Source organism: Geofilum rhodophaeum (assembly GCF_002210225.1).
Classification (GTDB): domain Bacteria; phylum Bacteroidota; class Bacteroidia; order Bacteroidales; family Marinilabiliaceae; genus Geofilum; species Geofilum rhodophaeum.
The window spans coordinates 120,360-141,590 of record NZ_MWUJ01000004.1 but is presented as its reverse complement, the minus strand read 5'-3'; the positions used below and the strand labels follow the sequence as shown (position 1 = coordinate 141,590).

Here is a 21,231-nt window from a genome sequence, read left to right as displayed (position 1 = left end):
TCAGTAAGAAAGCAAAAGTATGATGAAGCGATTGATTTGGATGGGCCTTATTGGATGGGGATTGTTGGGCTTTGCCTGCGACGATAAAAAGGAAGCACCCGATCCCGAGCCTGAGGAGAAGGTGGTGTTGCAAGCCAGTCCCCTACAGCTGAGTTTTGAAGCCGAAGGGGGTGTTCAGGAAGTCAGCATTACCAGCAACGGTGTTTGGCAAATTGACTTTTCGGGCAGTGCTTGGGCGCGTCCCAATATTTCGTCGGGACAGGGGAATGCTCTGGTGCGTATTACTGCCGATCCCAATGCCACCACTCAGGCACGCAGCCTTAGTTTAAGCATCAAGGCCGCTGGGCTTGATGCGCTGGTCCTGGAGCTGCAACAGGCAGCGGGCGAGGAGGCAGAGGAGCCGGTGGCTGATGTTTTTCAGTTTGAGCCCACTTTGGAACCCGATCAGACCGGAATGAGAGATTTGACAGCTCTGGAGCTCTCTGAGTTGATGGGCTTGGGGTGGAATTTGGGTAATTCGCTGGAAGCCATTGTTGCAAGCAACGGTGTTTACAGCGGGGGCGAAGGCTCCTGGGGCAATCCGGTCACCACCAAAGCCCTGATAGACGGGGTTAAGGCAGCCGGTTTTAATACCCTTCGTATTCCCGTGTCGTGGTCGCACAAACTGGCCGATAGGGACAATATGCTGATTTCCTTAAGTTGGTTGCAGCGGGTGGAAGAGGTGGTTAATTATGCCCTGGACAACGATATGTTTGTGAAAATTAATGTGCACTGGGACGGCGGCTGGTTGGATCACCCACTGTACGACCAGCAGGAAGCCCTTAACACCCGTTTGGCTGCTTATTGGCAGCAGATTGCTGCCTATTTCAGAGATTACGATGATCGCTTGCTGTTTGCGGGAACCAATGAGGTGCACCTGGAAGGCAGTTATGCCGATCCCAGCGCCGAGCATCTGGCCGTTCAGAATTCCTTTAATCAAACCTTTGTTGAAACGGTAAGGGCCACAGGTGGCAGAAACGCCTATCGGCATTTGGTGGTACAGGGATTCAATACCAACATTAGCCATACCGTTAATGGTTTTGTGTTGCCCGCCGACGAGGCCGCCGACAAACTCTTTGTGGAGGTGCATTATTACGATCCTTACGAGTTTGCACTCAAAGAGGACCAGCCTTACGACACCCAATGGGGCGCTTCCTTTGCCGGAGGCGACGTAAGTTCATGGGGACAGGAAGCCTGGGTGGAGGAAGCATTTGGCATGATGAAGACGGCCTTTGTGGATAAAGGCGTGCCCGTTATAATTGGTGAGTACGGTGCGTTGCACCGCACCGACCTGCAAAGTTTGGGCGGGGAGACTTATGCGCAGCACAAGGCTGCCCGTGAGTTTTACCTGGAGTATGTTACCCGTTCTGCGCTTGAAAAGGGACTGGTTCCGGTGTATTGGGACAATGGTCACCTTGGGAACAATGGCTTTGGTCTGTTCGATAGGAGCAACGGCGAGGTGGAGGACCAGGGTGCAGTGGACGCGCTGGTGCGTGCTAAGTTGGTGGAATAGAAAGTTTTAGGTGTATTTAAACAAAGAGACTTCCCTGCGTCAGGGAGGTCTTTTTGTTTGTCCCCAAAGGTTTTCTGCTGGCAGGGTAAAAGAATTTACGTAATTTAACAGTGTTTTTCACCCAATTTGACCTTTATGAAGTTTCGGTGCAGTTTACTGTTTTTGTTGATTGCTTTCTCTTTTGCTGTTTCAGCGCAACAGGCGGCCAATTTCTTTCGCCGCGTGGATTCCGGTTGGGGCTTGTCTAACAATCAGGTAAATACCCTTTTTGCCGACAGCGATGGTTTTTTGTGGTTGGCCACCGTTTCGGGTCTCAATCGCTACGATGGGTATACTTTCAGGGTTTTTAAGAACGACCCCATGAATCCGGCCTCGCTGCCGGACAACAGCATCCTCGATATCTTTGAAGATCATGAGGGATGTTTGTGGTTGCTGACCAATAACGATGTATTTATTTACAATCCGAATTTGGAAGCCTTTGGTACTTCTCATTTGTTTTTTGAGTTGGATCCAGCTTTTACCCGAACAGGAATCCGGACCGTGCGTGCTGATGGAGAAGGCAATACCTGGGTGGGCAACAGCCAGACAGGGCTCTGGTTTTACGATGGGGCAAAGAAGGAATTGCGACAGTTTTATTACAAACGCGACGATGCTGGCAGTCCCTCCTCCAATAGGGTGATGGATGTGGTCGTGGGCAGGGACGATCGTTTGTATGTAGCGCATGCCAATGGCCTGGTAGATGTTATGGATCGAAGCACGCTGCAGGTAATTCATCGCATTGATATGGGGGTAGGGGCAACACTTCCGGAAGATGAGCGGGATTTTCGTTTGTTTGTGGATGCCGATGAGCACCTTTGGCTGTTCAGTCCCCGACTTGGGCAGGAACTTTACCACTACCATCCCCAAAAGGATGAGGTGTTGGTGTTTAAAGCCGAAGACACCGGTGATGAACTCCCGGGAGTCAGTATTTCAGCGGTAGAGGAAGATAATTCCGGGAGAATATGGGTGGGAACCGACCATGGCGGCATCTATCTCCTGGATAAGGACAATCACCGAAGCACGGTGCTTCGTAATGTGCCAGGCGATGCTACCAGCTTAAGCGCCAACAGCATTACCTCTTTATGTAAAACCGATGACGGCATCATTTGGGTGGGTACTTTCAAAAATGGGGTTAACTATCACCATCCCGAATTGTTTCAGTTCGAATTGTACCGCACCCATCCGGCCTTGGAGGATCGTTATTTTTCGAACGATGTGAATTGTTTTGCCGAAGACCATAAGGGCAACCTCTGGATTGGAACCAACGACGACGGCCTGGTTTATTTCGACAGGGAGGAACGAAGTTTTACCCAGTACCGACATGAACCCGGAAATCCGAATAGTTTAAGCAACAATGTGGTGGTATCTCTTTGTCTGGATTCAAAGGGTCGCTTATGGGCGGGAACCTATCAGGGTGGACTCAATCGTTTTGAAGATGGCCGTTTTAAGCGTTATGTGGCCGAGGATGGTGTTCCTTCCAGCCTGTCGGATAACCGCGTTTGGCAAATCGTGGAAGACGAGGAAGAGCGAATTTGGGTAGGCACTCTGGGCGGTGGTCTGGAGTTGTACGATGAGCGCAACGATGCATTTATTCACCATAGGGGCGGCGACTTCAATTCCATTGATTCGGATTACGTTTTGTCTATGTCGGTGGACCGGGAGGGGAATTTGTGGGTGGGGACTTCCAGCGGGTTAAACGTGTTGGAGGTGGCCACCGGGCGCTTCCGACATTACGCGCATGAGGCCGGAACCCCGGGGAGTTTGAGTCATCCCCACGTTTTGTCGATACAGGAAGATGCAGCGGGTCGCATTTGGGTAGGAACGCGCAACGGCTTGAATTTACTCGATCGTGCCAGTGGAACGTTTCGGGTTTTTCTGGAGGAGGATGGTCTCCCCGATCACAACATCATCAGTATGCAGCCCGATGATAAAGGAAATTTGTGGATTTCGACCCTCAATGGTCTTTCCAATCTTAAAGTGAACGCAGCGTCCGATACTTTTTTGTTTCGTAATTACGATGTGCTCGATGGACTGCAGGGAAGAGAGTTTAATGAACACGCCTCCCTGCGACTTTCCAGCGGAGAGTTGGTTTTTGGGGGCGCCAATGGATTCAATATTTTTGATCCCGATGCCGTGGTGGCCCACCGGCATCGTTATCCCGTGGTGTTAACCAATTTGAACCTGCACAACAGGCGAATCGCCATAGGTGAAACACACAGCAATAGGGTGTTGCTGACCAAAGCTCTGAATAAGAGTGAACACATTTCGCTTAAGCACAATCAGAATGTGTTTTCCATTGAGTTTTCGGCACTGAATTACTTTCATCCCGAACGTACCCGTTTTCGTTATATGCTGGAAGGATTTAATGAGCAGTGGATAGAAACAGGAGCGGACAATCGATTAGCGACTTATACCAACCTGAATCCCGGCACCTATACCTTCAGGCTAATGGCAGCAGCCAGCGACGGCAGTTGGACGGGCAATGAAGAAGCACAACTGGAAGTGCTTGTGATTCCTCCCTTTTATGCCACGGCTTGGGCTTACGGGGTGTATTTTGTGCTTTTTGTGTTGCTGGTGCTGTTGTTGACGCGCATTATTCGTCGTCGTGCCGAAATGAATTTTTTACGTCAGCAGGAACATCACGAATACGAACGCATGCGTGATTTGGATGCCATGAAGCTGCGGTTTTTTACCAATGTGAGTCACGAATTCAGGACCCCGTTAACCCTCATATTAACACCGGCTGAGCGATTGCTTAAGCAGGTAGACGATGTGCATATAAAAGGTCAGTTGGAGCTTATTCAGCGCAATGCCCGGCGTTTACTTAATCTGGTGAATCAGTTGCTCGATTTCAGGAAACTGGAAGTGGACAACATTAAATTAAGTCTGTCAAAGGGCGATTTGGTGCGTTTTCTAGAGGATACCTGTCGCTCCTTCAGCGATTTGTTTGAGAGTAAGAAGATTCATTTTTCTTTTGACAGCAAGGTGTCCGCCTACCTCACTCATTTTGATCACGATAAAATGGAAAAGATTGTTTTCAATCTTTTGTCGAATGCTGCCAAGTTTACCCCTGCAGGGGGACGGGTGGCGGTTGCTCTGGAGGCCTCCGTGCCCGGTGAAATAATACTTACTGTTAAAGACAGCGGGGTGGGGGTGCCCAAAGCATTGCAGGATAAGGTGTTCGAGCGCTTCTTTCAAAATCCCGATAACGAGGCCGCCATGAATCAGGGCAGTGGCATTGGTCTTTCTTTGTGCAGCGAATTTGTGAAGATGCATGGAGGAGAAATTTCTTTGGACAGCGAAGAGGGCCAGGGCAGTTGTTTCAGGGTACGTCTGCCCTTGCCAGAGGAGCTGATTGAAAATGCTGACACCGAGTCGGCAGTGGTGGGCAATGAGTCAGCAGCTAGTCCCTTGCCAAAGGCGGAGAATGTTGACCTGGACCCCTCACGTCCCCTGGTTTTGGTGGTGGAAGACAACCATGATTTACGTCGCTATTTGTGCGATAATTTGAGTGCCAGGTATCGGGTACTGGAGGCCGAAGAGGGCGAGGCTGCCTGGAAGCTGACTTTGGAACAGCGTCCTCACCTGGTAGTGAGCGATATTATGATGCCCGGTACCGATGGGATGACTTTGTGCAAGCGCTTAAAGTCGGATCAACGTACTTCACATATTCCCGTTATTTTGTTGACCGCCCGCTCCTCGGAAGCTCACAAACTGGAAGGTTTGGAAGCCGGAGCGGAGGATTACATTACCAAACCCTTTAATCACGATATTCTGGAGTTGAAAATGGAGCGTCTTATAGCGCTGCGCAATGATTTTCACCGTTCTTTTGGTCAGAAGTTTGAGGTTAAGCCCGGAGAAATTGGCATTACCTCTTTGGATGAGAAGTTTTTGAAACGGGCACTTAAAACAGTGGAGAAAAATATTGGTAACAGTGAGTTCTCGGTCGAAAAAATGGGCAAAGAATTGGGGGTTAGTCGTGGTCACCTTTACAATAAGCTGGTGGCCCTCACCGGTAAAACGCCCGTTGAATTCATTCGCATCATGCGACTAAAGCGGGCTGCCCAGTATTTAGAAAAAAGTCAACTGAGTGTTTCCGAGATTGCCTATGAGGTCGGCTTCAATGATCCCAAATATTTTTCGCGCTATTTTAAGGAAGAATTCGGGATGGTTCCTTCAGAATATGCAAAGATTAACTATTCGCCTGATAGTCAATCTTAAAATTGATGGCTTGTAGACAAATGTACCCCCTCGGGATTACAAAACCAACCCTGTTCAATACAATCGCACCCCGGTTTTTGTTCATTTGTGCCTGTGTTGGTAATTTTTGTTAAAATACTTTTGGTGGTGTTAATGGGTTTTGATTTTGTTCGTGCTTTTGATTGTACAAAATAAACAGCGATATGATGAAAAGATTTTTTGCTTATGGCCTGATGGTCGCATCCATTTTTTGGACCTCGTGTGAGGATGGTAATTACCAGTCCACCGAAACCGGTTTGGAAGTAAAGAGCGCCAATGGAGATGTGGTTCGCCTGGATGTGGTGGCCGATGAGATTATTCAGGTGAGGACTTCGCCCACCGGCAACTTTAGTGATCAAGCCAGTTTGATTGCCATTAAGTCGGCCGATGGCAGTGTGGATTTTTCGATAGAGGAGGATCAAGCCGGGAAGGTTATTCTAAAGACCGCTGCCGTGCAAGCCGAAGTTGACCTTAACGGTGGGGCCGTTCGGTTTTTGGATGCCGACGGAAAGACCGTTTTACAGGAGCAGACCGAAGGCCGAAGCTTTAAGCCCGTTACTGTAGATGGGGTGGAGGGCTACGAGTTGCGCCAGGTGTGGGCGTCGCCCGACGATGAGGAGGCCATTTACGGTCTGGGTCAGCATCAGGCCCACGAAATGAATTACAAGGGACGTAACGAGGAGCTCTTTCAATACAACACCAAGGTGTCGGTCCCCTTTATCGTTTCTACCGGTAACTATGGGGTGTTGTGGGACAATTACTCCCTTTCGCGTTACGGAGATCCGCGGCCCTACGGACAAATGGATCAGTTTAAGCTTTACAATGCAGAGGGGGAGGAAGGCAGTCTTACCGCCACCTATGTAGACGATGTGGATACGGAGCATGTTTTTACGGTACGCAACGAGAGCACCATTGACTATGAGAACCTGGAGACCATTCAAAACTTTCCCGAAGGTTTCAATTTTAACCACTCCCGCATCACCTGGGAAGGGCAGATAGAGGCCGGGGAAAGCGGCTTACACCACTTTTTGATGTACTATGCCGGCTATACCAAAATCTGGATCAACGGGGAGCTGATGGCTGAGCGTTGGAGAACAGCGTGGAATCCTTCTGTGGCCAAGTTTCAGGTAGAAATGACCGCAGGTGAAAAGGTTGACCTTAAACTGGAATGGTTTCCCGACGGGGGCGAGTCCTACATTGGTTTAAAAGCACTTTCACCAGTGGATCCGCAAGCGCAAAACCAGTTGGCCTTTTTCTCTGAAATGGGCGACGAGATCAACTATTACTTCATTAAAGGAGATAATCTGGACGAAGTTATCAGCGGTTATCGGGAACTGACCGGTAAGGCTCAGGTGATGCCCAAATGGGCCATGGGTTTTTGGCAGAGCAGAGAACGTTACAAGACCCAGGACGAACTCCTGGATGTGCTGAAAGAGTTTAGGCGCAGGCAGATTCCCATCGACAATATTGTACAGGACTGGTCGTTTTGGGAGGAAGATCAGTGGGGCAGTCAGAAGTTCGATTTGCAACGCTTTCCGGATCCTAAAGGAATGATTCAGGAGGTGCACGACAACAATGCCCGCATCATGATTTCGGTTTGGCCTAAGTTTTACACCAATACCGAACACTACAAGCAATTTGACGAAAAGGGCTGGATGTATCAGCAGGCGGTGAAGGACAGTGTGCGCGACTGGATTGCAGATGGTTACATGGGCTCGTTTTACGATGCTTATAATCCCGGTGCCCGGGAGTTGTTCTGGGACCAGATTCGAGATAATTTGTACGATTTGGGCATCGATGCCTGGTGGCTCGATGCCACCGAGCCCGACATTTTGTCCAACGCCAGCATAGCATACCGTAAGGCACTGATGAATCCCACTTATTACGGTCCCGCCACCAAGTATTTCAATGCCTATGCATTGATGAATGCCAAAGGCATTTACGAAGGTCAGCGCGATTACAATCCCGACGAGCGGGTGTTTATTCTAACCCGTTCCGGTTTTGCCGGTATGCAGCGCTATGGTACCGTGACCTGGAGCGGCGATGTGGGTACCGTTTGGGAAGATTTGCGGGCCCAGATTACAGCCGGGGTTAATTTCTCTATGTCGGGCATGCCCTACTGGACCATGGATATCGGTGGCTTTTGTGTAGAGAAGCGCTACGAGACGGCCCGGGAGGGTTCTGAAGACATGAAGGAATGGCGGGAATTGAATACCCGTTGGTACCAGTTTGGCGCCTTTGTTCCCCTCTTCAGAGTGCATGGACAGTATCCATTCCGTGAAATTTGGAACATTGCTCCTGAGGGACATCCTGCCTATTCATCTATGTTGTTTTACAATAAGTTGCGCTATCGGCTGATGCCCTACATTTACAGTCTCACCGGAGCCGTGTACCATAAGGATTACACCATAATGCGGGCATTGGCCATGGATTATGCTCACGATAAGAGTGTTTACGACATCAACGACCAATACCTGTTCGGCTCTGCTTTTATGGTTTGTCCCGTGGGTGAGTATGGCGCCACAGAGCGCGAGGTTTATTTCCCTGCCGGTAAGGGCTGGTACGATTTCAATACCGGCGCATTTCATCAAGGCGGCAGCACCAAAGTTGTAGCGGCTCCTTACGAGCGCATGCCGCTCTTTGTCCCCGAAGGCAGTGTAATTCCTTTCGGTCCTGAAATTGAGCATACTGCACAGCAAAGCGACGAGCCCTACACCATTATGGTATTTACCGGAAAAGACGGGTCTTTTGAGTGGTACGAAGATGAGGCGACAAATTACAATTACGAAGAGGGTGCCTTTAGCTCGATTGTGCTGAACTGGAATGAGGCTGCTCAAACCCTGACTTTGGGCCAGCGCAGCGGAAGTTTTGAGGGGATGGCCGAGAAAAAGTCTGTTCGCGTGATTTTTATTGACCAGGACAATGGTACACCATTTGAATTGGCGGTGTTGAATCGTGGAAAGGTATATGAATACGATGGCAGCGAATTGCAAATTGCCAGATAATAAGCTTATATAGTGGTAAGGGTGAATGGCCTCCGTGCAGAAACGTCTGCACGAGGCCTTTCTTATCTTTGAACCAAATGAAAATTCAGGAGCACATGAAATATATTCGATTTTCCTTAGGGTTTGTAGTTCTGCTTTGGGCGGGTGCCCAAAGCGTCGGGGGACAGGGATTTCCGGTTCCCGAGCGTGGTTTTGTAAGCTGGAAGCCGGCACCCCAATGGGAGGATGCCTTGCTGAGCGGGAATGGAGAGGTGGGTACGCTGGTCTTTGGGGAGCCCCACGACGAGACCATCATCATCAATCATGCCTTGAACCACATGCCGGTGCGTGTTCCTTTGCCGCCCATCAATCAGGCTTCACGTATGGAGGAAATTCGTGCGCTGATAGCGCAGGGCCGCTACGACGAAGCAGCCGCCATTCCGGTAGCCCAGAGTATGGCCGAAGGCTATGGCGAAAAGCATTGGATAGATCCCTTTGTACCTCTTTGTAATTTGCGGGTGCTTACCCAGGCGGGCAATGTGAGCGACTATGTGCGTATGGTCGATTTTGAAACCGGAGAGGCTAAAGTGCAATGGCAACAAAACGGCGCCCTTTATCAGCGCAGTCTGTTTGTCTCCCGGGCCGACAGCGTGGTCGTGCTGCGTCTGCAGGGCGAAGCTCCCCTTAATGTGGAGCTGTTTCTGCGACAGCATCCCATTGCCTGGGATCAGTATGAATTTGTGGGGAGTGGGATTAAGAGCGCCAAGGCGGGTGCCGCAGCAGGCAGTTTGACCTACAGTACTCGTTTTGTGCATCATTATGAGGGGATTCCCTATGGTTTTGATGCAGCAGCCCGTGTAGTACTGAAGGGCGGGAGTATGCAGACACGCGGCGAGCGAATTATCATAGAGGATGCCGATGAGGTGCTGGTGGTGATGAAACTGGCCGCCCTTATGGAGAATGACGCTTCTCTTTTGCCGCATTTGCAGGAAGCGTTGGCGGCAGGGGACTGGGACTATGACAACCTTTTGGCGGCCCAGCGGGCCACCCACGGCGACCTCTTCTCCAGGGTACGCCTGCAATTGGGAGAAGAAGATGCCCCCGAGACAGGTTTGCAATCCGAAGCCTTTGTGCAAAGAGCCCGCAGGGGATCAAACGGTGCCATTATTGAAAGGCAATTTGATGCGGCCCGTTACAACATCCTTTCTTCTACAGGGGTTAATCCCCCGACCTTACAGGGCATCTGGAGTGGAACCTGGACTCCCCCCTGGTCGTCGGGCTTTACCCACGACGGCAACGTGGAGGTGGCGGTCTCACACCTACTCAGTGCCCATACCCCGGAATTGATGGAGGCTTATTTGTCCTACCACGAGCGGATGCTGCCCTGGTATCGCGAAAATGCACGACGACTCTTTGGAACGCGCGGCATTCATGTGCCGGCCCATTCGAGCACCCATGGCTACAACATCCACTTTGACGAGACCTGGACGCTGAGCTTGTGGACCGGAGGGGCTGGGTGGACCGCCGGCATTCTTTACGATTATTATTTGTACACGGGCAACAGGGATCTGCTGCGTGAGCGCATTTATCCGATAATGAAGGAGAGTGCCTGGTTTTATGAGGACTTTTTGTACGAAGGATCTGATGGGAAGTATGTGTTCAATCCCTCCTACTCGCCCGAGAACAATCCCGGCAACAGTGCCTCGCAAGTCGCCCTGAACGCCACTATGGATGTGATGATAGCCCGGGAGGTGTTGCGCAATTGCCTGGAAGCCGGTCGCCTTTTGGGCGAGGAGACGCAACAATTGAATAAGTGGTCGTCGATGCTCGAAAAGATGCCCGACTATCGCATCAATGAGGCGGGAGAGCTGGCTGAGTGGCTGCCGGAGAAATATACCGAAAACCACAGTCACCGTCACGTTTCCCAGTTGTACAGTCTCTATGAGCGCATCGATCCCGATTTTGTCGCCAATCCTGCCCTGATGCATGCTGCCCGTAAAACTGTGGAGGCACGACTCCATCACCGGCGACTGCAAAACGGAGGCGAAATGGTTTTTGGTCTGGCCCAGCTGGGCATGGTGACCGCCAATATGGGGGAGGCAGAACTTACCGGCGAAATCATCGATTGGATGTCTCGTTACTATTGGGCCCCTTCCCTGGCCACCTATCACAATTCGGGCAATCTATTTAATATGGATATGAGTGGGGGTTTTCCGGCAGTGATATTACGTGCCCTGGCTTATTCTGAGCCGGGTCGGTTGCGCTTGTTGCCGGCCTTACCGCCGGAGTGGACCCATGGCAGCGTAGAAGGTATGGCTTTAAGGGGCCAGGTACAGCTTAGCCGGCTGAGCTGGAATGAGGAAGGTTTGCATTTTACACTGGTGTCGGATATTGATCAGCGCCTGGAGGTGGCTTTGCCCTTTTTGACGGATTTTCACAGCGAAGGGCAAGGGCGTGTGCTCCGCAAGGGAGCAGGATTGGAGTTGCGCCTGAAGGCGGGGCAGCCCTTGTTGGTGCAGGTGGGGCGCTGAGGCTCTGGCCACCGCTGGCTACCGCTGGTCACCGCTTCCCCCAGGGTTGAAACCCTGGGTTATGATTGGGAGGAAGTGGTCAGGCGCTTTGCGCCTGTTCTGGAAAGCGGACTGAAGTCCGCGGCCTTGGGGCACCCGTGCCCCAGCGGCGGGATGTCTTGAAAGCAGGAGATGGCTATGACCAGACGTATCGAGGCCCCGCCTCGAGGGGGACTTTAGTCCCCTTTTGTGTCTGTGCCCTTTAGGGCACACCGACCTGTCCCAATCATGGCCCAGGACTTCAGTCCTGGGAGGCCTTGTGTGCCGGCTGGGTTATGATTGGGAGGAAGTGGTCAGGCGCTTTGCGCCTGTTCTTGTAAGCGGACTGAAGTCCGCGGCCTGGGGGCACCCGTGCCCCAGCGGCAGGATGTCTTCAAAGCAGGAGATGTCTATACTCAGAAGTGTCGAGGCGAAGCCTCGAGGGGACTTTAGTCCCCTTTTGAGACCGTGCCCCTACCGGGGCACCCCGACCTGTCCTAATCATGGCCCGGGACTTTAGTCCTGGGAGGCCTTGTGTGCCGGCTGGGTTATGATTGGGAGGAAGTGGTCAGGCGCTTTGCGCCTGTTCAGGAAAGCGGACTGAAGTCCGCGGCCTGGGGGCACCCGTGCCCCAGCGGCAGGATGTCTTCAAAGCAGGAGATGTCTATACTCAGAAGTATCGAGGCCCCGCCTCGAGGGGACTTTAGTCCCCTTTTGTGTCTGTGCCCTTTAGGGCACCCCGACCTGTCCTAATCATGGCCCAGGACTTTAGTCCTGGGAGGCCTTGTGTGTCGGCTGGGTTATGATTGGGAGGAAGTGGTCAGGCGCTTTGCGCCTGTTCAGGAAAGCGGACTGAAGTCCGCGGCCTCGGGGCACCCGTGCCCCAGCGGCAGGATGTCTTGAAAGCAGGAGATGTCTATACTCAGAAGTATCGAGGTCCCGCCTCGAGGGGGACTTTAGTCCCCTTTTGTATCCGTGCCCTTTAGAGCACACCGACCTGTCCTAATCATGGCCCGGGACTTTAGTCCTGGGAGGCCTGGAGGAATTCGAGTTCTTTGCGGTCGATTTTGAGAGCGGTTCCATGACGAGTGCCTGCAGGAAAGTTCACCTGGTCAGAGATGTCGGTCCAGTTAAGCAGATCAGCCGATTTTACCGCACCCATCTTTTTCTCGGTGTATTTGTCGAAATACACCACCCATTCGCCGTTGAGAAGAAGTGCTGTTGGTCCTTCTGCCCAATAGTTGCCCGTGATCTGAGCCAGCGGTGCTGTATAGGGGCCTGTTAGCTGTTTTGCGGTGGCCACATGCAGGTTTTTGGCTGGCGGGGTGCGGGTTTCGTCTTTTAAAAACATTACAAATTCGCCTTCGTGGGGAATGATGGTGGCATCGATTACGTTGAAACCGGGCTCATAGAGCAAGCGGGTTTCGCTGAAAGTCTCGAAATCCTTGGTCGTTACATAATACATTCGGTGGTTGTAACCGGCATCTGCCTCTACCTGGGTCTCCGGAAATTGTCCGGAAATTGTTGTGGCCCAGTAAATCATGAATTCATCGCTGCCTGCATCGTAGGTAATTTCTGGTGCCCAGGTGTTTCGGGCCGAATCTTCATGCATCATTACAGGAATGAATTTTTGCTCCGACCAGTTAAGCAAATCTTTGGAGGAAGCATAGCCCAGTCCACGATCGGTCCAGCTCACGGTCCACACCATATGATAGGTGCCGTCGGGTCCCTGAATGATGCATGGGTCGCGCATTAGTTTATCCTTGCCTACCGTTGGCTTTAAAAGGGGTTTGCCATTGTTCATTTCCTGCCAGGTGTATCCATCTTCGCTCCAGGCATAGTGGAGACCGGTGTCTCCATTGCCTTTGAAATAACTGAAGAGGTAAACGGGGTCTTCTACCGGGGTTTGGGCACAAGCGGCCAGCAGAAAGAGGCCAACAAGTGAAAATAAGAGATTGCGCATAGTATTTGATTTTAGTTTGCTCAAATATAATAAAAGTCCCGAACTATCCTTAGTTTATCAGGCTTTGTGCGCAGGTTGGAAATACAAATTGGGGGGCTCGAAAAAACATTTGGCCCCCTAGTTTGCACAAATAAGTCAGCTTATTGATTCATTTGGTGTACAAGTATCAACAACTGTTAAAATATCTTTGTAAGCGTTGTTCGTAATTGGAATACTTGAACTTATTAAGCGATGTATATGAAATGTAATAAGGGCTTGTGCCTAATGCTTGGGATGGTAATTATGCTGAGTATGGGCAGCAGCAATTTGTATGCTCAGGTACGTGAGCGCCTTTTGATGAATTTCGATTGGAAATTTGCTTACGGGCATGCCGGGGATGTAGCCAGAGATTTCAATGTAGGTACCCGTTATTTTACCTATTTGGCCAAGGCCGGTTATGCCGACGGGGCTGCTGCCCCGGAGTTTGACGACCGGAGTTGGCGGCCACTGGATTTGCCCCACGATTGGGCTGTGGAGCAGGGTTTTGCACCGCACGCCAGTCACTCTCACGGATATAAAACAGTGGGCCCCGGGTTTCCTGAGAACAGTGTAGGCTGGTACCGTAAAAACTTTTCCCTTCCTGCAGAAGATGAGGGTAAGCGAATTTTTCTGGAATTTGATGGTATATACCGGGACGCCCGTGTCTGGGTCAATGGCTTTTATTGTGGTAACGAGCCCAGTGGATACGCCAGTTTTGCTTTTGATGTGACCGAATACCTGAATTTTGGCGGCGAAAATGTTATTGCAGTGCGCGCAGATGCCAGTATGGAGGAGGGCTGGTTCTACGAGGGAGCGGGCATTTACAGGCATGTGTGGCTGACCAAAGTGGCCCCTTTGCATGTGCCGCAATACGGAACCTTTGTTACTTCGAGTGTTGGAGAAAAACAAGCGGCATTGACCGCTCGAGTTGAGGTGCAAAACAAGGCGCTTGAGGTGGCTGAATTTGAGCTTGTGAATGTGGTGCTTGATCCTGGGGGACAGGAGGTCGCTCGAAAAAGCGCTGGGAGCTTCCGTATGGCGCCGATGGAGCGCAGAACCTTCATCGACAGTCTGGATGTGGCCGATCCTCTGTTGTGGGATTTGGAGCAACCCCATCTCTACACCATGGAAAGCCACCTCCTGCAAAATGGGGCAACCGTCGATATTTACCGTACCACCTTTGGAATACGCACCATCGAATGGACGGCGGATAAGGGCTTTTTTCTGAACGGTAGGCACGTCAAAATCAAGGGAACCAACAATCATCAGAATCATGCCGGGGTGGGTACCGCCATTCCCGATGCCTTGCATGAGTGGCGTCTTAAACAACTCAAAGCCATGGGCAATAACGCCTACCGAACGGCGCATTATCCGCCAACACCGGCCCTTTTGGAGGCGGCCGACCGCGTCGGCATGTTAATCTTGAATGAAAACCGCTTGATGGGTACTACCGACCAAATTATGGATTATTTGGGCCGCCTGATGGTGCGCGATCGCAACCATCCGAGCGTAGTCCTGTGGTCCATCGGCAATGAAGAATGGTCTATTGAAACCAATGATCGAGGTGCGCGCATGGCTGAAATCATGCAGGCCTATGCCCGTCGGTTTGACACTACGCGTCCTTTGAACGCTGCCGTCAGCGGCAGCTGGGGCGGAGGCATCTCCTCGGTTATTGAAGTAATGGGTTACAATTATTTGCGTCACGGCGATACCGATGTTCACCACGAGCGCTTTCCCTGGCAGCCCTCGTTGGGTACTGAGGAAGGATCGACCAATACCACACGTGGCATTTATTTTGATGATGCCGAGCGGCAGTACCTGGCAGCCTACGACCGCGACACGCCAACAGGTTTCTTTGCCATTCAGCACGGCTGGAAACACTATGCCAGTCGCGATTACCTGGCCGGGATGGTGATATGGACCGGCTTCGATTATCGGGGCGAGTCCACCCCCTTTACCTATCCCTCGGTCCTTTCTTATTTTGGGATGTTCGACCTCTGCGGTTTTCCCAAAGACAACGTTTATTATCTGAAATCGTGGTGGAGCCGTGAGGACGTCCTGCACATTCTGCCACACTGGAACTGGCCGGGGCGTGAAGGAGAGGGGATAGATGTATGGGTATACAGCAACATGGACGAGGTGGAACTGTTTTTGAATAATAAGAGTCTGGGGCGCAAAACTATGGAGCTGAATAGTCACCTCAGCTGGGAGGTGCCCTATAAAGCCGGGACCCTTAAGGCCGTGGGTTACAAAGCCGGTCAGCGAAAAATGACGCGGGTGGTGGAAACCACCGGTGCAGCCCGGCAGGTGCATTTGCGTGCCGATCGCACAGAAATAAAAGCCGATCGCAGGGATGTGGCAGTAGTCACTGTAGCTCTAAAAGACCGAAAAGGACGCACTGTTCCCGATGCCAATGTTTTGGTGGACTTCGACATCAGTGGACCCGCCAGCATTATTGGGGTGGGGAATGGAGACCCTACGTCCCATGAGCCCGATCGTTTTATTCCCTCTTATTTGCGTGTGGAACCCGCTGCCTGGAAGGAAGCGCCGGCTGGCGGCCTGGATGTAGCGGCGGCTGTTCGGCCCGATTACGACGACAAGAGCTGGGGTGCTGCGTTTCCGGAAGAGGGACTGGCACCGGGTTCGCAGGCGGAAGCCACCGTTTTTAGGGGGCGCTTTGCGCTGACCCGCGAACAACTCGAAGGGGAAATCACCTGGATGTTTCGCAGTATCGGCACCGGGCAGTCGGTTTACCTCAATGGTCATCTCCTGGCCGAAGGACTAAGTGATGAGCAGAAACGGCACACTTTTAGCCTGCCTGCGGAGCATTTGAGTGTGGGGAGCAACACCCTGGTTATTGTTGCCCATCCCTATGTGAAGAACCACGTATGGGACGAGCCCAATGTTAACCCCGGGGAGCTGCAAGTTGTACTGCCGGCAGGGCAATGGCAACGAAGGACCTTCAACGGATTGGCCCAAGTGCTGGTGCAGTCGACAGGAGCGCCCGGAGAGGTGGTCCTGACGGGAAAAGCGGAACATTTACAAGATTTTCAATTGAAACTGGTGGCCCAATAGGCGAGTGCCTGTTTTTTATTCAATACCTTTTCACATGCACCTAACATTTGGATTCAGAAAGCTGCTGCTTGTCGCCCTTCTGGCGACAGGCGCAGCCTCTGCAACAGCTCAGTTGCAGGAGATGGGACTCATGAATGAGCCGGCAGATTTAACTGCTGATTTCAGGAGTTTTCAGAATACTTACTACCTGGCCGATCGTTTGGAGGCCTTTGACCCTGTCACTGCGCAGGGGCAGTTGGTCTATGAGCGCTATGCGTATAAGACCCGGGTGGCCTTCAACAATATGTTGGGGGTGTTGCGTGCAGTTGTTCCCAATGAGTTTCCTGAAGGGGAATATGAGGTGGCGCCCGCGCTGCCTTTTCGCATCGATTTTATAGATGAGCGCACCTTTCGGATACGTGCTGCCTCGGGCCATCAGCTGTCGCGTGAGCAGGATGAGCCTTCCCTGATGCTTGTTGATGGTCGTGCCCCGGCAGGCAAAATGTGGGCCTACGAAAGGGTAGCTGGTGGTCACCGTTACCAAAGCCGTTATGGGGCCGTTGTGGTGAGCGAAAATCCCTGGCGCATTGCTGTATTTGATGCAGCGGGTAAGTTGCTGACCAGTACCAATCATCACAGCGACAATGCCGAAACCACCTACACGCCTGTAATGCCCTTTGGTTGGGTGCGTCGTGCTTCCGATTATTCCCGAAGTTTCTCAGCCGCATTTACTTTGGCCCCCGATGAAAAAATATTTGGTTTCGGTGAACAGTACACCGAGCTGAATAAGCGTGGTCAGCGCGTAGTGTTGGTCGTTGACGATGCCAACGGAACGCAAAATGAAACCAGTTATAAGCCCATTCCCTTCTTTTTGAGCAGTCGTGGCTACGGTATGTTTATGCATACTTCTGCTCCTGTAACGGCCGACGTTGGGCGTTACTACAGCAATGTTAATTCTCTTTTGTTGGGCGATGAAAGTCTTGACCTGTTTGTGTTTTTGGGTGCTCCCAAGGAAGTGCTGAGTGCCTATACCGGACTAACAGGACGTCCTGAAATGCCACCGCTCTGGTCCTTCGGCTTTTGGATGAGCCGCATCAGCTATTTTTCCGAAGACGACGGTCGCCAGGTTGCTCATCTGTTGAGGAAGCACCGCATTCCCTCCGACGTTATACATTTTGACACCGGCTGGTTTGAGACCGACTGGCGCTGCGATTATCGCTTTTCTTCTTCGCGTTTTGATGATGCAGGAAAAATGATTGGTGATTTAAAGGAGGAGGGCTTTCAAACCTGCTTATGGCAGTTGCCCTATTTTGTTCCTCAAAATGAGTTGTTTCCCGAAATAGTAGATAAAGGCCTTTATGTTCGTTCTGCCAAGGGGGGCCTGCCTTACGAAGACGCCATATTGGATTTTTCGAATCCGGAAGCACTCGTGTGGTATCAGAATAAAATCAGGGCCTTACTGCAATTGGGCGTAGGCGCCATTAAGGTCGATTTTGGTGAAGCCGCTCCAATGAGCGGCCTGTATCACAGCGGTCGCACTGGATTTTATGAACACAATCTGTATCCGCTGCGCTACAATAAAGCGGTGGCCGATGTTACCCGAGAGGTGAATGGAGAAACCATAATGTGGGCGCGCAGCAGTTGGGCAGGCAGTCAACGTTATCCGCTTCATTGGGGTGGAGACCCGGCCAACACCAATTCGGCCATGAAGGCCACCTTGCGGGGCGGACTCAGTATCGGTCTCTCCGGATTCAGCTTTTGGAGTCACGATGTAGGCGGTTTTGTTTTGGAAACCCCCGAAGCACTTTATCGACGTTGGTTGCCCTTTGGTGTTTTGTCCTCGCATACCCGCAGCCACGGGGCTCCACCCAAAGAACCCTGGGCGTATGGAGAAGATTTTACCGCCGCTTTTCGGGAGGCGGTAAATATGCGTTACCGTTTGATGCCTTATATTTATGCCCAGGCCAAGGCTTCCAGCAGTCAGGGCTTGCCCATGTTGCGCGCTCTGTTTGTCGAATATCCCGATGATCCGGGCGCCTGGTTGGTCGATGATGCTTACCTGTTGGGGTCTGATCTGTTGGTGGCCCCAATGTTTGAAGAAGTGACTGAGCGCCACGTGTATTTGCCGGGGGGGCACAAATGGATCGACTACCAAAGCGGTCGGGTTTATGAGCCGGGGTGGCAGACCATTGCTGCCGGTGAAATTCCGGTTGTGCTGTTGGTGCGCGACGGTGCTATTGTGCCGCACTTGCCCTTGGCCCAGCATACCGGTGCCATGGACTGGTCCCGGGTAAGTCAACGTGTATATGCCGCAGATGCGGAGGAGGCCTGGGGGCTGCTTTGTCTTCCTTCAGATGGTCAATTGCAAAAACTCCATCTGGTTAAACGGGATGGACAGTTTGTTGCCCCTTAATTCTGTTTGTCACCAATCTGCCTAGGCGGGCAGCAGCTGGTCGAGTTGCTTAAACAACTCCTGCTTATGCTGCATCAGGGTTTTCCAGAGGTGCTTACGGAACCATTTGATGCGCAGCACCCGGATGGTGCCCGTGGTTTTGCGCCACAAAATGTACCAGTTGAAGGCCAGTTTTCCGGCAAAGGGGAGACTGGCTACAAACAGAAGGCGCCACCATCCCGGAATCCAGGGAGCTACAGCCCACAATTCCAGCAGGTAAAACAAGGGAAAAACAATCAGTGCCAATACCAGAATAACACTGCTCCAAAAGGCCCGGTCCTTGATCTTGTTCCGCACCACCCAATCGATGGTGAAAAAGGGCAGCCCATTGAACAGCAGGCCAAACAGAAAGATGGGCAAGCCTGCGATTAAAAGCAGCGACTGACCGAGCAGGCGCGGCAGGTAATTGAAATCATTCAAAACGAGGCGACTCTTCAATCGGTGCTTTTTCAGCAGTTGTCCATAGGTGCGTGAGGTCTCCACGAATTGCTCCGTTTCCTGCGGTTTTTCGTCCTCCAGCTGGTCAAGCAGGTTGGCCAAAATACGATCGCTGTTGAACAGACTGAGGGGAGAAAAGGTGCCTCCGCTGCGTTGTAAAAAGCGTTCGCCGTATATTTTACGGATGCGTTCGAAATCGTTGTAATACTTTTCGCTCCTGAAATTGACGATCAGGGGAAGCGTGGCTTCCTGAAGCGCCTCCCGCAGGCGCCGGATGGCGCCCTGTGGATCCTTGACATAATCCTCATAGAAGGGTTTGACGCTTAAGGCCGGTCCGAAATTAAGAATAAGGGTGCGGTTGAATTTCCAATAGTGACTGTAGTGGATGCCTGTGGGAATAATTTGGATGTCGAGCTGGCCCCCGGTGCGCTCCTCGGCCATAAAAACAATGCGGGGGATGGCCTTTTTATGGGTTTTGATCTGGCGTTTAAAGGTGTGGGCCGCCTCCGGGAAAAGGGCCAGTGCAGCATTGTTTTGCAGGACCTTAACGGAGGTCGTAAAAGTGACTTCGTTTTTACCCAGACTTTCCATGCCGTCGCGCATGCGGTAAACGGGCATAATTTTGAGGAAGCGAAGAATGGCGTCTGTAATTTTGCTTTTGCCAAAGATGTCGGCCCGGGCCAGCCAAACCGGTTGAAACCGTACATTCAGCAAAACAGCCATAGGGTCGCTCAGCGCATTTTGGTGATTGGGCGCAAACACCAGCGGCTTGTTAACGGGAATGTTGTCCTTCCCCTGAATAAGGGTGCGACGGTGAATGACCCAGTCGATAAATCGTACGTACTGTTTCAGTATATAATAGCGCAGCGACCATTTTTCGTAACTCATAATAAAAGTCTTTAGCTTAAGCCTTGTTCAGTTTTTTGCGCGACCAGAGTCCCGCCAGTATCAATCCGCTTACAATGTGCCAAACGCCCCACCAGGCCGCAATAAAGGCCATGCCCCCAAGTTGCAGTTCGGGTGGAAAAATTTTGGGGTTAAAGATCAGCACCAGGGCCAAACCGGAGTTTTGGATGCCTGTTTCAATGGTTACAGTACGTCGGTCGACCCTCGGGAGTTTCAATAAAGAGGCCAAAGAAAAGCCCGTGCCCAGGGCCAGGGCGTTGTGCACCAGTACAATTAAAAATACCAGGTGGATGTAACGGATGAAGGGCTCAAAGTTGGCGCTCAGTAAAATGATGACGTAGGCAATAAATACCACAATGGAGCCGGTGCGTACCGGGCGCAATATTCTTTGTGTCAGGCGAGGCAGATAATGTCTGAACATCAGTCCCAGAAATACCGGTAGGCCCAACAGTAGTACGACTGTTTGTGCCACTTCAAAGAGTTCTATTTCAATGGGCACCAGATAAGCTCCGGCATCGGAGCGCTCGTAAAAGTCGAGATAGAGTTTGCCCCAAAGGGTGAAATTTAAAGGGGTCATAATTACCGCCAGGGAAGTGGATACTGCGGTCAGACTGACCGAAAGGGCGGTGTTGCCTTTGGCCAGGTAGCTCATGAAGTTGGAAATGTTGCCGCCGGGACAAGCAGAGACTAAGATCATGCCCAAGGCTACGGTGGGCGTGGGTTTTACCACCAAAACCAGTAAAAAGGTAAGGGCCGGAAGCAGCAGAAATTGAGCTGCCGCACCTACCACAACCGATTTGGGGTTTTTAAGCAGGTCGATGAAATGCCGCCAGCGAATGTCCAGGGCTACCCCAAACATAATTAGGGCTATAACAATGTTGAGTGCCAGCAATCCCTGCTGCGAAAAGTTCAGTACAATCTGATCCAATACCTTCATTACTTGGCTTTCTGGTTCGGAAAAAAGAAAGGGCGAAAATAAGAAAACTATTCCAAAACCCAAGTTAGGGTGCAGACACATGATTTGCAAAGGCTTTGAC

Annotated in this window: 9 protein-coding genes; 6 read left to right on the top strand and 3 right to left on the bottom strand. The window is 51.6% G+C overall.

Annotated elements, in window-relative coordinates; all coding sequences use genetic code 11:
* Positions 1-19: 19 nt before the first annotated feature.
* The 4 genes from B4W65_RS05680 to B4W65_RS05665 all read left to right on the top strand — a co-directional run bounded on the left by B4W65_RS05680 (position 20) and on the right by B4W65_RS05665 (position 11,345).
* Positions 20-1,552 carry a cellulase family glycosylhydrolase gene (locus tag B4W65_RS05680; RefSeq protein WP_088654157.1) on the top strand — a complete coding sequence of 511 codons (1,533 nt, stop codon included), beginning with the start codon at positions 20-22 and terminating at the stop codon, positions 1,550-1,552.
* 135 nt (positions 1,553-1,687) lie between these two features.
* Positions 1,688-5,812, top strand: coding sequence for a hybrid sensor histidine kinase/response regulator transcription factor (locus B4W65_RS05675; RefSeq protein ID WP_146697719.1), 4,125 nt, complete (start codon positions 1,688-1,690; stop codon positions 5,810-5,812).
* Between the two features lie 182 nt (positions 5,813-5,994).
* Positions 5,995-8,835, top strand: coding sequence for a TIM-barrel domain-containing protein (locus tag B4W65_RS05670; RefSeq protein ID WP_205741230.1), 2,841 nt, complete (start codon positions 5,995-5,997; stop codon positions 8,833-8,835).
* Positions 8,836-8,930: 95 nt separating this feature from the next.
* Positions 8,931-11,345, top strand: a complete 2,415-nt coding sequence (locus B4W65_RS05665; RefSeq protein ID WP_240509493.1) for a glycosyl hydrolase family 95 catalytic domain-containing protein — start codon at positions 8,931-8,933, stop codon at positions 11,343-11,345.
* A gap of 1,039 nt (positions 11,346-12,384) precedes the next feature.
* Here the strand turns inward: B4W65_RS05665 and B4W65_RS05660 are convergent.
* Positions 12,385-13,326 carry a glycoside hydrolase family 43 protein gene (locus B4W65_RS05660; protein ID WP_088654154.1) on the bottom strand — a complete coding sequence of 314 codons (942 nt, stop codon included), beginning with the start codon at positions 13,324-13,326 and terminating at the stop codon, positions 12,385-12,387.
* Positions 13,327-13,563: 237 nt separating this feature from the next.
* Between B4W65_RS05660 and galA the strand changes: the two genes are divergently transcribed.
* Together galA and B4W65_RS05650 are read left to right on the top strand one after the other, a co-directional pair.
* Positions 13,564-16,419 carry a beta-galactosidase GalA gene (gene galA / locus B4W65_RS05655; protein WP_240509492.1) on the top strand — a complete coding sequence of 952 codons (2,856 nt, stop codon included), beginning with the start codon at positions 13,564-13,566 and terminating at the stop codon, positions 16,417-16,419.
* Positions 16,420-16,453: 34 nt separating this feature from the next.
* Positions 16,454-18,811: a glycoside hydrolase family 31 protein gene (locus B4W65_RS05650; RefSeq protein WP_088654152.1), complete on the top strand. Its 2,358-nt coding sequence runs from the start codon at positions 16,454-16,456 to the stop codon at positions 18,809-18,811.
* A gap of 21 nt (positions 18,812-18,832) precedes the next feature.
* On the opposite strand, the gene B4W65_RS05645 is transcribed toward B4W65_RS05650, so the two are convergent.
* Both B4W65_RS05645 and B4W65_RS05640 read right to left on the bottom strand, forming a co-directional pair.
* On the bottom strand, positions 18,833-20,176 hold the full coding sequence (locus tag B4W65_RS05645) for a 1-acyl-sn-glycerol-3-phosphate acyltransferase (protein ID WP_088654151.1): 1,344 nt from the start codon (positions 20,174-20,176) through the stop codon (positions 18,833-18,835).
* A 16-nt stretch (positions 20,177-20,192) separates the two neighbouring features.
* Complete coding sequence (locus B4W65_RS05640; RefSeq protein ID WP_088654276.1) at positions 20,193-21,131, bottom strand: bile acid:sodium symporter family protein; 939 nt, start codon at positions 21,129-21,131, stop codon at positions 20,193-20,195.
* Positions 21,132-21,231 lie beyond the last annotated feature (100 nt).